The following is a 12992-nucleotide window of genomic DNA, read 5'->3' as shown; positions in this document are numbered from 1 at the left end:
GTTGACATATACAGCAAGAAATGTCGTGCATCAACCGACGTTTTCACGGGAGCAGACCATGTTTGGACAACGGTTGCGACTGGCCCGCAAGAAGGCGGGCTTGTCGATGCAGGGGCTTGCCGACCGCACCTCGCCAAGGATCACCGCACAGGCCATCAGCAAGTACGAGGCGGGCAAGATGAATCCGTCCTCCTCGGTGTTGGTCGGTCTGAGCAAGGCTCTGGGCGTGTCGCTCGATTTCCTGATGGGAGGTCAGGTCGAAGAGCTTGTCGGCGTCGAATTCCGCAAGCATTCCAGCACCTCTGCGAGGGACCGCGCCCATGCGGAAGCCATCGTCATAGAGAGGCTGGAAGACTACCTGGCGATCGAGGACATCCTGGAGATCGCGCCGCCGGATGACCCGTTCGGCGATCTGGTTAGGGATGTCGTCGAGAGCTACGAAGAGCTGGACCTGTTGGCACGAGAGCTGCGAAGGCATTGGAAGCTCGGAAACGATCCAATTCCCAGCATGTCGCGGCTGCTCGAGGACAAGGGCATCAAGGTCATCGAAGCCGATTTCGCCGAGCGCTTCGATGGGTTGGCCTGCGAGGTGCGGCGCAGCGAGGGCCGAAGTTCCACCGATGTCGTGGTGGTTTCAAGCCGCACCAATGTCGAGCGCAGGCGGTTCAATCTGGCCCATGAACTGGCGCACCGTGTCATTCGGGCGACCGGAAACTCGGCGATCAAGCTCGAGAAGGCGATGAACCGTTTCGCCGGTGCGTTCCTGATACCCACCGATCACCTGATCGAGGAGGCCGGTCCCTCGCGCAGCGGCATGACCTATATGGAGATCATGCGACTGAAGCGGCTCTATGGCGTGTCGGCAGCCGCGATGCTGATGCGTCTCGGACAGGTTGGCATCTTGCCCCAGTCGATGATCGACTACGCGTTTCGGACTTATGCACGGCGCTGGCGCACCAGCGAGCCGGACGAGATACGGGATGATGAGGGGTTCGGTGCTTTCGAGCATCCGCAGCGTTTTGAGCGCCTGGTCTGGCGTGCGCTAGGAGAAGAACTGATCTCGCCGGTGCGCGCCGCTCAGATGCTGCACCTATCGCTGTCCACCGTTGAAGAGAATATCAGGGGATAGTCCGTCTCGTGGCCCGCGTGATCGTCAACGATGCCAGCTGTTTGATCGATCTTCGAAAGGGTCGGTTGCTGCACGTCCTGTGCGCCCTACCCTACGAGTTCATCGTACCGCTTCCCGTGCGCGCGAGCGAGATCCTAGATTTCTCACCTCAGGAATGGGCGATCCTCGACGGCAGCGGCATGGCGACATACGACCTGCCGCCAGCCCAAGTTGGCCAGGCATTCGACATCAAGAAGCGGCACGGGCGACTGTCAGCGAACGATTGCTTCTGTCTCGTGACGGCACGGGTGCATGCGGAAGCCATCTTGCTCACCGGGGACCGTTTGCTGCGGCGCGTGGCCGAGGACAACGGGATCGCCGCGCATGGCGTTCTATGGGTGGTCGATCAACTGCTGAGGGAGGGCCTTTGCGATCCCAAGCTGCTTGAAACGGCATTGACGCTTTGGCGGGACGACAAGGCGGTCTTCTTGCCAAATCAGCTCATCGATAACCTGCTGCGTCGGGTGCGATAGCGGCGGCATGGCGTTCCACTGACCTGCCACTGAACTTTCATCCAGCCGCGACCGGAGCCCGGTTGGTGTTTACGCCGATCGGCGCAGGTTTAGCAATCGCCCGACGCGCGGAGCTTTCATCTCGCGCAGCGGGGCGGGCGATTGCGGTGGTCAGGGCCCGTGCGTAGTCAGCCGGGGTCTGGTAGTCCAAGGCCGAATGCGGGCGTTCTGTATTGTAGTCGGCAGCCCAAGCGGCAATCACGATCCGCGCGTGGGCCAAGTTCCGGAACATGGTCTCGTTGAGCAGTTCATCCCGCATCCGGCCGTTGAAACTCTCTACGAAGCCGTTCTGCATCGGCTTGCCTGGCGCGATGTAGTGCCATTCGATCCGGTGCTCGGAACACCACCGCAGGATGGCGTTGGAGGTCAGTTCCGTGCCGTTGTCGCTGACAATCATTCCTGGTTTGCCACGGCGTTCGATCAGGGCCGTCAGTTCACGTGCCACGCGGCGCCCCGATATCGAGGTGTCCGGTATTGCCGCGAGACATTCACGGGTGACGTCGTCGACCACGTTGAGAACCCGGAAGCGCTGGCCATTGGCGAATTGGTCATGGACGAAATCCAGCGACCAGCGCGCATTGGGCCGCGCCTCGACCAGGATCGGGGCTCGCGTCCCGACAGCCTTGCGCCGGGCCTTCCGCTTGCGCACCGTCAGCCCCTCCTCGCGGTAGAGCCGATAGATCCGGTTGATCCCCGAGGGCTCACCCTCGCGGCGCAGCAGGACGAACAGGCGTCGGTAACCGAACCGCCGCCGCTCGTGGGCCAGGTCCCGCAACCGACCGCGCAGAACCGTGTCCGGGGCACGCCGAGATCGGTAGCGTATCATCGTTCGATCCGCGCCGACGATATGGCAGGCCCGCCGCTCCGACAGGCCATGCTCGGCCCGAAGATACGCGACGGCTTCACGCTTCACGGCGGGCCCTACCACTTTTTTGAAACCAGATCCTTCATCGCAGCCAGATCCAGCATTTGCTCGGCCAGCAGCTTCTTCAGCTTCGCGTTCTCATCCTCCAGCGCCTTCAGCCGCTTGGCCTCTGACACCGTCATGCCGCCGAACTTGGCCTTCCAGTTGTAGAAGGTGCCTTCGGACATGCCGTGCTTGCGGCACAGGTCAGCGCACTTCGCACCAGCCTCGTGCTCGCTCAGGATGCCGATGATCTGTTCGTCCGTGAATCTCGTTCGCTTCATTGTCCGTCCTCAAGATAGGCCGGACTCTAATCGACGGTGGAGGAAAAATCCCGTGGCAGGTCAGATGCTGTCGTCGAATTCGAGGGAAAGCCAGTCGTACTCGCACCAGACGTCGTCCTCGATCTCGCAGAGCAGATCGTCCATCAGCCGGTCATGATCTCGAGCTTCGATAGTCAGACCAATCTCGTCGAAGAGCAGTTCTTGCGTATCCCAATGCGACCCCAGGTAACCACCTTCACGGGAATTGTAGGGCAACTGGTCGACCGCGGTGCCGTAGAATGTTCCCATCCTGCGCTCGATGAACTCCGCGATTACTTCAAGGGGCAAAACCTTCCGGCGACGTGCGTGGCAATAGCTGCACCGACCGGGGCCCCCATCATTCCGGATGACGTCCTTGAGATCTTCGTCGCCAAAGCACTTTGTGCAGACGTATCTGTCGGAAATGCTGTCCTGTCGGAAGTTGGCGGGGTCGATGCGGCTCATGTTGTAAGTTATCAAAGGATTGGGGGATCGATAAACTCTGGCTGTAGGTATCTGTCTCGCTACATGTGTTCATTAACATCCGGAAGCTGGATTGCCAGATCGAGTCGCTCCAGAATCCGAGCAGCCAGTGCCTCGGTCGCCGCCCAGCCTGGTGTATAGCTATCCGGCGTCAGGCAAAGCGTAAGAACGGTGATCGTGCCACGATCCATCGCATCCTTGAGGCCTGAAGCGACGGCATCAATGTAGTCATCGGAGACCATCATGCGAATGTCAGACTCAAACTGGCAGTAGAAGTAGTCCAGGTCGATGTTGACGATCCATGGCGCTTCCCGTTCGGCAAGCCAATTCGAGAGGTTCTCGGGTAGTTCCCATGGCGAACTGTACATCGGATGGCCAAAGTTCGGTGAGTCCCCATCTTCATGGGTTAGGCATCGGAAGGTCGTGAGGTTGTCCCCGAACTCCCGCAGGTAGATGGAGAGATAGTTGTCCCAGCGGATGACAGGACAATCGAAGCCGTCGCTCCGGTAGGTCTTTCCGAGGTAAGCGTCGATCTCAGCCGCCCAACTTGGCAAATGCTTAAGCCACTCGTCCAAACGGCTCTGAAGCGCGTCGGGATGACGGTCGATGTGTATGAGGGAATGGGGTGCGGTGAGATCGAGTTCCTGCAGCCAGCACCACAGGGCTGCACGATGATTGTCCATCACGTAGACATTGCCTGCTCTGCAGAGAAAGTTCTGTTCGACGGACCCTGAATGGTTTCGTCCCTTGAAGGGGACGATCCACTCCCATTCGGTTGTCATTCGTGTTCGCCTTTCAATGCTACTCAACCCTCATTTCTTTGGAGTTCCAGCTCCGGCAGATCCCGCACGCTCTGCAGATCGAACGTCACCAGGAAGGTCTCGGTCGTCACGAAGGTATGCGGTGCACCGGGTCGCGGCGACCGCGGCCCGCTTGCGATCAGGTCCTTGTAGCGCAGCCGGGCCAAAAGATCGCGGCTGACCTCTTTGCCGAAGATGTCGGCCAGCCCCGCCCGGTCGATCGGTTGGTGATAGGCGATCGCGCAGAGCACCCCCATCTCCATCTCGGTAAAAGCCAGGGACCGATCGCCCAGATCAGCGGCGGCCTTGATGGCATCGGCGAACTGCGTCCGCGTCCGGAACATCCAACCGCCGGTCACTTGGGCCAGTTCGTAAGGGCGGCCGGTCAACTCGGCCTGGATGTCCTCGATCAGCATCTCCACCGAGGCCCCCTGCCCCACCACCCGCGCCAGGTCTTCTCGGCCGACCGGCGAGGCACTGGCGAACAGCACCGCCTCGATCCGCCCCATCCATTCGCGCCACCGCAGCTCCTGCGGCAGATCGTCGAGCTCCCGGTCAAAGGGGGCGCCGCCCTCGTCCGCCGGTTTGCGCTTCCTGGTCGCAACCGTCATGGCGCGATCCCATACAGCCGGAACGTTGACCGCCCGGTCAGCTCCCGCGCGACACCCAACTCGACCAGCCGATCGCAGAACCGCCGCGCGGCGCGATCGGTCATGGGGATCGTTGTTCCGCGGATACGCGGCGACAGCATCGACGCTGGCGCCACGGCATCCTCGGTCAGAAACAGCTCGACCGCGGCATCCGATCCCTTCGCCCGGAGCTTCGGCGCGACTGCCCGAAGTGCCTCGGCGCGGCAGGCGAGATCCCGCGCCAGCCGGATCACGGCCTCGATGGACTCGAGGATCCGGGCCTGAACCGCCAGTTCGGCCTCCTGCCCGTTCGCGGTCAAGTCGCGCAGCATCCCCTTGGGGAGCCGCTGCGCCGTAACCGACAGCACCGCTCTCCAGTTCAGCGTCCGCGCCAGGACGACGTCCGAGAGCATGCAGGCCACCCGCTCCGCGCGGTCATCAGTTTCCAAAACGGCACGCAGGACGGCCATGCATCCCGCCAGGGCCCCATGGGTCCGGGCCCGATCTTGCCCGGCGACCAACCAACCGGCCACATCCTCCGCGCGGTCGGGCCCGATCAGGTCTGCGATCTCGCCGGGTCGGTTCAGCCGAAGCCGCACCGCCTCGCGCCAGAAGGCCAGCAGATCGCCATCGGGACCGCGCGCCTCGCCCGGCGGCGCCAAGTGGTAAGCGTCGCGGATATCCGCCTCCCGCGCCATCCGTCCTTCCAGTTTCGAAGTGGCCGTCGCCGCGCTCAGTGCCAGCCGGTTGGCGAGCAGTCTCACGGGCACGCCATGCCGAGCATCGCTGACCAGCTGATCGAGCACCGTCAGCGCGGCTCCCGACCGAAAGGCCACAGTTTCAAGGGTTTCCGCACACCCGGAGGTGACCCAGCTCGGTAGTTGAGGTAGGTTGCCTAGGTCGTCGGAGATCGTGGCGGGCTGATATGTCATGCCACAAGACTATCCACTCGCGGCGCTTTCGTCCACAAAATGATGCGCAAACCGCCCCACCCTACATCTTTCTGTTATGTCCAATAAGTTTGCATTATCGGACACGAAGGGATATGTCGCGAAGCAGCCCAGTTGTCGTTTTAGTTTCATGGGTGGATTCGGCCGAAATCGCCTCTCTCGTCGAGGAAATTTCCATTTAACCGGTGGACTGGCCTCTTGCTCAATCTGTGGACTCGTTCCGCTCCAGCGTCAATCGTGCGCTTTCCTTTGCCGTCCCTTAGATCCCGCCCATCTGTGAGCCACGGCAATGGGGCGGCACGCCGGAACAGGACGAGGGCGGCCTCCGGGAGGACCGCGCCGGGCACCAGATCTGCTCCGAAGAGATCATGCAAGATCACCAGCGTCAGAGCCCGCCAGCGCACTGAAAGGTGCAAGGACCGGCACATCGCAACTGTGCTGGCCGGGATCAAGCGCAAACACGCCCGCCCACCGGTGCAGAAGGAAGCGATCCTGCCCGAAGACATCCTCGCGATGGTCGCCACCCTGCCCTACGATCTGCGCGGACTGCGCGACAGAGCCATTCTGCTTCTGGGGTTCGCGGGTGGTCTCCGCCGTTCCGAAATCGTCAGCCTGGATCACGGCAAGGACGACACGCCCGACAGCGGCGGTTGGATCGAGATTCTCGACGATGGTGCGGTGCTGACCCTGAACGCCAAGACTGGCTGGCGCGAGGTCGAAATCGGACGTGGTTCGTCTGAGCGGACCTGCCCGGTTCATGCCCTCGAGCAATGGCTGCATTTCGCGCGGATCGACTTCGGGCCGGTCTTCGTGCGGACCTCCCGCGATGGTAAAAAGGCCCTGGAAGCTCGCCTGTCAGACAAGCACATCGCCCGTCTCATCAAGAGCACCGTCCTGAAGTCCGGCATCCGCGCGGAGCTGCCTGAAAAAGACCGCCTCGCGCTCTTCTCCGGCCACAGCTTGCGTGCGGGGCTCGCATCATCGGCAGAGGTCGACGAGCGTCACGTCCAGAAACAGCTCGGGCATGCCTCGGCGGAGATGACCCGCCGCTATCAGCGCCGACGCGACAGATTCCGGGTGAACCTGACCAAGGCCGCAGGTCTCTGACAGCCTGCCTCATCATGCCGGCTGACGGATCGATAGACTCTGGCAATTTCCGTTGCAATAAGAGCCCTCGGCTCGGCACTTCCGAAAAAGTGCATCAGCTGAGGTGGTCTCCATCCAACCGCTTTACTCCTTGATGGTCTCGTGTGCTGCCGAGAGCGGACAGGCCCGCTCAGACCCGCCCCACCTCCGTCGACTTCCTGACTTGGGTACATAGGAGCTTCTACGAGGAGATGCCCAACGAGTTTCGGGTGGTCGAACGCCCGGATGGAGCGCAGGAGCCTATCATTCCGGAGCGTATGCGACAGGCAGAAGACCCAGGACTCGCGGTCGGCAGCCACCTGCCCCCTCATCCTCGCAGGTTGCGGCCTTCGCGGAACGTTTAGGCAAATGGTTTCAGGTAGCGGCACGGCCTTCCAGCGGAAAGATAATTGCGATTGCGTCTGCACATAATCGGCTAACTACATCCACCCCTTCCCTGATGGCACTGGTCGCGTTGATGTTGCACACTAGGGCGCTTGCCGCGAGAATCATTGACAGAAAGCGTGTACCTGATCTGATTTCCGCTGTCCTTCGTCATGGCGCGCTAGATCGCAGGGACGCGCAGGTCGTGCTCACGACGTCAGAGCGCACGGCACGCAATACACTGAGCAAACTGAGCACCGCCAGATATCTGGCCCTCGCCGCGCTGAAAACGCCAGTGTGGTTAACGTTTCCATTGGATTACCGAGAATGACTCTTTCGGAACCTGTATGGAGATGGGGATCTGCCGGAGTGACAGCTAGCATCGCCACACTGCTTCCGACAGGGCCCGAGTACTCAGGGTTTGGCCGTGTGAGGGGAAAGTTCACAGCTGTGAACCGTGCAACCAGGGAGAAACCTCTGGACAGTTCACAACTGTGAACTCCTCAAGCCGCATCCCGTCGCATCAGCGCCATGATCATCGGCCCACAAGAGAATTCCCCGATGGCGGCTTTGGCTGACAAAGACCTCAAATACCCACCCGGTGATCGGATTTCCCCGAACCGTTCAAGCATCGCAACAACGACGACAGACGCTTCTTCGGGACCCATGTAGCGTTTGGCCTCGTCCCAAGCAGACGGTGAGATTCCCATCATGGGCCTGATAATATCAGCGACCCGGACCAAGTCGTGCCAATGTCGTACGGTCTCTTCAGCATATGATTTGAATTCCTGGCAAGATGCGAGAACAAGTCCAAGTGGAATGTTCGGCATGAGTTGGTCTTCCGGCTCTCCCGGCGAATTACCTTTATCCAAAAGACGATTTACATTTACTTCAACGTCTGTATCTCCAAGCGCCTCGCCCTCGCCCCGCGCTTTTTCTACGCGAGGTTCAAGATCATAAAGGTCTTTATTTGAATTCTGATGGTGGTGCTCAGAAATGGCATCATTGATGCTCATATTCTCTGCAACATTGCCCTCAAGAAGGTCACGTGCCTGATCTAAAGCAGCGCCCAGGGCCTCTTCGATCCGCTTGAGATCGGCCATCTCAAGCTTTCTGCGAAGGTCTCGGCCCGTGAGAACGGCAAGATCGGAGAATTGATCCCAGACGCCCAGCTCCGGGCGCAGCGAGCTACCGTACTCTGCCAGGCCCGCCAAGTCGCGCCTCATGAGGCTTACAGTGGCGCGGAGGCGCTTGTAACGTTCCTCTGCAGCCCGGACGGCCTCAGCGACCTCGCAGATCTCCTGAAAGCGCCGCACAAGGGGCGAGAGGTCGAACCCGAAAGCTATCTTCTCGCCACCATAGCGGCGCGCATAGCGCTTGCCGTTCGGGCTATCGCGTCGGACGACAAAACCGGCCTGCACGAGATTGGAGAGGTGCCGCCGCATCGTGGAGCAGGGCATGCCATTCAAGCGCTCACAAATCGCCTTGTTGGACGGATGTACGATGAACTCGCTGTCGTTGTCTCCGAGTATCGTCGCCTGGTGGAAGCTGACCAGTACCTGAAGAACTGTCAGATCACGATCGGACAAGCCGAATGCCACTCGGGCGGCAGCGAGCTCTCTCAAAATCTCCCACTTGTTGGCGCCGGTTGGGGGCAGTTCTTCCTGGGTCGCTGCCTGATGCTTCAGAATGGCAGCATCTATCGTTCGCCGAAACGGCGTTACGGGCGTGTAGTCCATTTTGTCATTCACAAAGACAAAAATCTCCGGCCCGCGAATCACTTTGGACTTGCGGAAAACGGCTCCAGACACTAGCTTGGAGGTGCTAGAAACAAGTTAGGGTCTCGTAGAGCGGTCGCTTTGCGGGGCCTTTTCTTTTGCCTGCTTGTGCCTCCTTTGTTAGTTTCTGCTCTTCCTCAGTCTTCCGAACGCTGTTGCCAGCGCTCGTGAAGTTCTTCAATCAGGTCATGCACTTCAGCCTCGATCCAGTCGGCGAAGGCTCCGCTTGCCAGTTCGATCGATACGCCCTTGGCGGTGCGTTTCACGCTTCCGCCACGCTTGCCGCCGATCTTCAGCGGGACGCTGGAGGACGGGGCAGGGGAGGGGACCTTTGCAGGTTTGACTGCCTTCGCTACGGCCTTGGCGACCGCTTCGAACGCCTGGACAGATGGATCGTCCGCGGATACGGCATCATCCACAACTATGGAATCCACAATCTTTCCATGTGCTTCTTCCGCGATCTGGATGAGGCTCTCGCGATCGAGGGCGTTCTCGTCGATAGCGCGGCCCAGAGCCTCCCATCGGGGCCGACCAATGCCGTGGGCCGGGCCGATGGCGCGAACCAAATCAGTACCGACGATGTCCACGATGGCAATGGCCATTGAGATCGCGGACTTCGTGACGGTCAAGATTTCTGCAACCTGTGATTGCGTTCCGAAGCCGGATGCCACGAGATCCCGGGCAAAAAGCGCCTTCTCGATGTAGGACAGATCACGCCGAGCCATATTCTCGGAAATCTGCGCACGCAAAGCGCTGTCATCATCCAGATTGGCGACAAGAGCACGGATCTTGGTAACCTTGTCGGACTGGCGGATCGCCTCCAACCGCCTGCGTCCATAGACCAGCAGGTAGCGGTCGGGATCATCGGGAACCCGACGAACAAGAATCGGAACGGTCTGACCGTTCGCCTCGATCGCATCGCGCAGGTCCATCACATCAGCCGGGTCGAGCCGGTCGGCCATGCGATCATCCACGATGTTCGCCGGGTCCAGCTCCCAGACGTGATGACCATCGACAGCGTCGCGCGCTGACCGTAGGGCGCGGTTCGAACTCATCATTGGCGTCACGGCACTGGACTGCGGGGCAGGGGAGGGTGTCCCGGCCGACGCGAGACTGTCAAGCATGGACATCCGTTTCTTCTTGCTGCTGCTCATGGGCGCCCCCAAGTCTTCTGGATCAGGTCGGCGATCTCGTCATTCAGCGTGTTCAGGCTCTCAAGCGCGCGGTCATAGGTGGAACGGGTGAACGCGCTGCGTTCCACTTCGTAGAGCGTCTGCTTGGTCAGGCCTGCATCGGAGATCGCCGTGGATTTCAACATGGGCGAATTCAGCACTGCTTCCCCGTACATCGTTCGCAAGAAAGCCACGATCCGGTTCTGCGGAGCGTCCTGCGGCTCGTAGCGAGTCAACACGTAGCGCATCCAGTCATGAGACATGTCGGCGCCGCTTTCGGCAATCACGTCCATAAGGTCGGCGGTCATACGTAGAAACTGCGACATAGACATCACGTCGAGCATTTCCGGGTGAATCGTCACCAATACGCCGGTAGCCGCAGAAAGTGCTGACATCGTCAGGAACCCCAACTGCGGTGGGCAGTCGATGACGACCAAGTCGTAGTCCTGATCCACTTGAGCGAGGGCTTCTTTCACGCGGAAAAAGAAAAGTCCGGCATTGCCCTGCGCCAAGGCACGGGGGGTATCGTGCTCGAACTCCATTAGTTCGAGGTTGCCAGGGATGAGGTCGAGATTGGGGATATAGGTCTTGCGGATGACCTGCCGGATCGGCTCAGGGTCTTCATAGCGGATCGCATCGTAGAGCGTCCCGCCATCTTCGAGGTCCAATTCCGGCTGAACGCCGTGCAGCGCTGTGAAGGAGGCTTGTGGGTCCAGGTCGATGCCCAGCACGCGATATCCGCGCAGGGCAAGCCGTTGGGCGAGATGGGCCGAGGTTGTCGTTTTCCCGGAGCCTCCCTTGAAGTTCATCACGCCGATGACCTGAAGGTGATCGCCCTCCCGCCGTCCGGGAACGTAATCACCCGGCTTGCGGGCGGTTTTTTCAAGGAGCACGCGCAGCGCCTGAATGTCCTGCGCTGAGTAGAGACGACGGTTGCCAGCGGTCAGCTCGGGAGACGGCCCCTTGCCATCGAGGTTGAGCTTGCGGAGATAGGAATCATTGACGCCGAGCAGTGCAGCAGCCTCACCAGAGGTGAATTTTCGCATGGCCTTCTCGGCATCGGGTGGAAACAGGCTCTCACGTTGCGAATGCAACTGGTTGGCCAGCCTTTCCGAATGCTGGCGGATCACCGCGTTGAGATCCTCATGCACGAAGGTCCTGTTCATCTGCCCTCTCGTTTCCGAGACACTGCGCCTTTGGCGTGTTCACGGAAATTGACGTTTTTTGCCTCGTTTCCGTGACTATTGGCGCAAGAGTCGGATTCGCGCAAGGATTTTCCACATCTAGTGGGCGAGCCCCGCTGAAACACAAGCCCACTTGGCCCCTCACGGAGTGGTCGCCGCGAACTCCAAGATGAGCCGCCGATGCAGATGGCCGTCCTTGTTCCACATTCCGGGCTGGTCAATTTGTCTGCCGCAGGCGGATGGACGTAGCGCATTGGGCGCGTTGCCCTTGCATGTTGATCGCTTTGGATATACATTTCTCCGATGTTTATCCGCCTCCTGGGAGGAGAAGATGCAAGTTGCCAAATGGGGAAATTCTCTCGCGGTCCGGCTGCCCGCCGATCTTGTGCGGGAACTGGGCCTGAAGGAGGGCGACCAGATCGACCTGATCAAGGACGATGGGACCGTGCTTGTCCGGCGCCAGCCTCGCGCCGATGAAGTCCTGCAAGAACTGCGGCGGTTTCGGGGCAAACTGCCCAAGGCCGCGCGCCTGAGCCGCGATGCTGTGCATGAGCGCTGAGTTCGCAGACACGAATGTCATTCTCTACTTGCTTGACGACGGTCCGAAGGCGGATCGGGCCGAGGAAATCCTGGGGCAGGGGCCCCGGATCAGTGTTCAGGTCCTGAACGAAGCGCTGGTCAATTGTCGGAGGAAGGCAGGGCTCAACTGGGTGGACACCGGAGCTTTTCTCGCCGGCATCCAGTCCTTGTGCACGGTCGAGGACTTGACGGTCCAAACCCATCAGCTGGGCCGCGCCTTGGCGGAAAAGTTCCAGCTCTCGGTCTATGACGCGATGATCGTATCTGCCGCACTGATCGCGGGGTGCACGACATTGTGGAGCGAGGACATGCACGACGGACTGTTGGTGGAAGATCAGTTGCGCGTCGTCAATCCTTTCTCCTGAAACGTCGTAGCTGGGCTGTTTTCCAACAACCCAAGCCTCTCGGCCCGTTCCAGCAACATCTTCACGGAAGACGGCTGCCAGCTTGTACGTCCCCGAGGTGTGCGCTCACGCATGGATTCCAGCCGGTCGCAGATCGCCTGCAGCGTGATGTCGGGATCCGCGCCCTTGATAGCACCGACGATCGCCGGCAGGCGGTCGTCGGTGTCACGGCGTCCGGCGCGGGCCAGCACCTCAGCTGGCAGAAACCCGTCGCGCACATAGGCTTTCACGGCGCGCAGAAGACGGCTTTGGGTCCAGTGCCGGTAATGGGGCAGGGGCCCGTTGATGATCCGTAACACGTCTTCCCAAGCCATATCGGGCCGCAGGCGGCGCACATGGGGCACCCAATCTTGCGCGGTCTCGTTCAAGCGCTCCATGTAACCGTCCTGTCGTGCTAGCCGCACCTTGCGCAGCGCGGCCGGATCCTTGGCGCGAAGCCCGGGGTTGCCGCCGACACGTCCCTTTGAGCGCGCCGAGGCAAGCCCGGCCTTGGTGCGTTCGCGGATCAGTGCGCGTTCGAACTCGGCCGCGGCGCCCAGCACCTGCAGCGTGAACTTGCCCTGGGGGGAGGCCGTATCGATCGGGTCTTGCAGGGACCGGAAGAAGGCGCCCTTGGCG

12 protein-coding genes and 3 pseudogenes are annotated in these 12992 nt (G+C 60.7%); 6 read left to right on the top strand and 9 right to left on the bottom strand.

The window, feature by feature from the left end; all coding sequences use genetic code 11:
* Nucleotides 1-58 precede the first annotated feature (58 nt).
* Together OB2597_RS00985 and OB2597_RS00980 are read left to right on the top strand one after the other, a co-directional pair.
* Nucleotides 59-1129 (top strand): helix-turn-helix domain-containing protein, encoded by a 1071-nt coding sequence (locus OB2597_RS00985; protein ID WP_050759168.1) that lies wholly within the window; start codon nt 59-61, stop codon nt 1127-1129.
* A gap of 8 nt (nt 1130-1137) precedes the next feature.
* On the top strand, nt 1138-1641 hold the full coding sequence (locus OB2597_RS00980) for a PIN domain-containing protein (RefSeq protein ID WP_009803636.1): 504 nt from the start codon (nt 1138-1140) through the stop codon (nt 1639-1641).
* Nucleotides 1642-1678: 37 nt separating this feature from the next.
* On the opposite strand, the gene OB2597_RS00975 is transcribed toward OB2597_RS00980, so the two are convergent.
* The 5 genes from OB2597_RS00975 to OB2597_RS00950 all read right to left on the bottom strand — a co-directional run bounded on the left by OB2597_RS00975 (nt 1679) and on the right by OB2597_RS00950 (nt 5730).
* A protein-coding gene (locus tag OB2597_RS00975; RefSeq protein ID WP_086000820.1) for an IS3-like element ISOba1 family transposase occupies nt 1679-2868 on the bottom strand; the annotation gives its coding sequence in 2 pieces (ribosomal slippage) (nt 1679-2616 and nt 2616-2868; 1191 coding nt in all).
* A 60-nt stretch (nt 2869-2928) separates the two neighbouring features.
* Nucleotides 2929-3351, bottom strand: coding sequence for a HEPN-associated N-terminal domain-containing protein (locus OB2597_RS22125; RefSeq protein WP_009803633.1), 423 nt, complete (start codon nt 3349-3351; stop codon nt 2929-2931).
* Between the two features lie 59 nt (nt 3352-3410).
* Complete coding sequence (locus OB2597_RS00960) at nt 3411-4151, bottom strand: peptide arginase family protein (protein ID WP_009803632.1); 741 nt, start codon at nt 4149-4151, stop codon at nt 3411-3413.
* 23 nt (nt 4152-4174) lie between these two features.
* Complete coding sequence (gene scpB / locus OB2597_RS00955; protein ID WP_009803631.1) at nt 4175-4780, bottom strand: SMC-Scp complex subunit ScpB; 606 nt, start codon at nt 4778-4780, stop codon at nt 4175-4177.
* Complete coding sequence (locus OB2597_RS00950) at nt 4777-5730, bottom strand: DUF1403 family protein (protein ID WP_040608778.1); 954 nt, start codon at nt 5728-5730, stop codon at nt 4777-4779. Before OB2597_RS00950 ends, scpB begins: the two co-directional genes overlap by 4 nt.
* Before the next feature lie 432 nt (nt 5731-6162).
* On the opposite strand from OB2597_RS00950, the pseudogene OB2597_RS00945 reads away from it, so the two are divergent.
* Nucleotides 6163-6855: pseudogene (locus OB2597_RS00945) on the top strand (tyrosine-type recombinase/integrase); the annotation flags it as partial.
* Nucleotides 6856-7031: 176 nt separating this feature from the next.
* Nucleotides 7032-7588: pseudogene (locus OB2597_RS22420) on the top strand (Fic family protein); the annotation flags it as partial.
* Nucleotides 7589-7760: 172 nt separating this feature from the next.
* On the opposite strand, the gene repC reads toward OB2597_RS22420, so the two are convergent.
* From repC to repA, 3 genes are all read right to left on the bottom strand, one after another.
* On the bottom strand, nt 7761-8996 hold the full coding sequence (repC, locus tag OB2597_RS00940) for a plasmid replication protein RepC (RefSeq protein WP_009803628.1): 1236 nt from the start codon (nt 8994-8996) through the stop codon (nt 7761-7763).
* A 176-nt stretch (nt 8997-9172) separates the two neighbouring features.
* On the bottom strand, nt 9173-10189 hold the full coding sequence (repB, locus tag OB2597_RS00935; RefSeq protein ID WP_009803627.1) for a plasmid partitioning protein RepB: 1017 nt from the start codon (nt 10187-10189) through the stop codon (nt 9173-9175).
* Nucleotides 10186-11373: a plasmid partitioning protein RepA gene (gene repA, locus OB2597_RS00930; protein WP_009803626.1), complete on the bottom strand. Its 1188-nt coding sequence runs from the start codon at nt 11371-11373 to the stop codon at nt 10186-10188. The genes repB and repA overlap by 4 nt, the downstream gene beginning before the upstream one ends.
* A 349-nt stretch (nt 11374-11722) precedes the next feature.
* Between repA and OB2597_RS00925 the strand changes: the two genes are divergently transcribed.
* Nucleotides 11723-11950, top strand: coding sequence for an AbrB/MazE/SpoVT family DNA-binding domain-containing protein (locus tag OB2597_RS00925; RefSeq protein ID WP_009803625.1), 228 nt, complete (start codon nt 11723-11725; stop codon nt 11948-11950).
* Complete coding sequence (locus OB2597_RS00920) at nt 11940-12335, top strand: PIN domain-containing protein (RefSeq protein WP_009803624.1); 396 nt, start codon at nt 11940-11942, stop codon at nt 12333-12335. Before OB2597_RS00925 ends, OB2597_RS00920 begins: the two co-directional genes overlap by 11 nt.
* Here the strand turns inward: OB2597_RS00920 and OB2597_RS00915 are convergent.
* Nucleotides 12305-12991 (bottom strand): annotated as a pseudogene (locus OB2597_RS00915) (recombinase family protein); the annotation flags it as partial. The gene OB2597_RS00920 and the pseudogene OB2597_RS00915 sit on opposite strands and share 31 nt — an antisense overlap.
* Between the last annotated feature and the right edge of the window lies 1 nt (nt 12992).

The organism is Pseudooceanicola batsensis HTCC2597, from assembly GCF_000152725.1.
Lineage (GTDB): Bacteria > Pseudomonadota > Alphaproteobacteria > Rhodobacterales > Rhodobacteraceae > Pseudooceanicola > Pseudooceanicola batsensis.
This window is presented reverse-complemented; position numbering and strand designations above follow the sequence as displayed.

Bases quoted from the DNA above. Each gene is read 5' to 3' on its own strand.
- repA (WP_009803626.1), bottom strand. From the start codon at position 11,373: ATGAACAGGACCTTCGTGCATGAGGATCTCAACGCGGTGATCCGCCAG.
- OB2597_RS00985 (WP_050759168.1), top strand. From the start codon at position 59: ATGTTTGGACAACGGTTGCGACTGGCCCGCAAGAAGGCGGGCTTGTCG.
- repB (WP_009803627.1), bottom strand. From the start codon at position 10,189: ATGAGCAGCAGCAAGAAGAAACGGATGTCCATGCTTGACAGTCTCGCG.
- OB2597_RS00960 (WP_009803632.1), bottom strand. From the start codon at position 4,151: ATGACAACCGAATGGGAGTGGATCGTCCCCTTCAAGGGACGAAACCAT.
- OB2597_RS00950 (WP_040608778.1), bottom strand. From the start codon at position 5,730: ATGACATATCAGCCCGCCACGATCTCCGACGACCTAGGCAACCTACCT.
- repC (WP_009803628.1), bottom strand. From the start codon at position 8,996: ATGGACTACACGCCCGTAACGCCGTTTCGGCGAACGATAGATGCTGCC.
- scpB (WP_009803631.1), bottom strand. From the start codon at position 4,780: ATGACGGTTGCGACCAGGAAGCGCAAACCGGCGGACGAGGGCGGCGCC.
- OB2597_RS00920 (WP_009803624.1), top strand. From the start codon at position 11,940: ATGAGCGCTGAGTTCGCAGACACGAATGTCATTCTCTACTTGCTTGAC.
- OB2597_RS22125 (WP_009803633.1), bottom strand. From the start codon at position 3,351: ATGAGCCGCATCGACCCCGCCAACTTCCGACAGGACAGCATTTCCGAC.
- OB2597_RS00925 (WP_009803625.1), top strand. From the start codon at position 11,723: ATGCAAGTTGCCAAATGGGGAAATTCTCTCGCGGTCCGGCTGCCCGCC.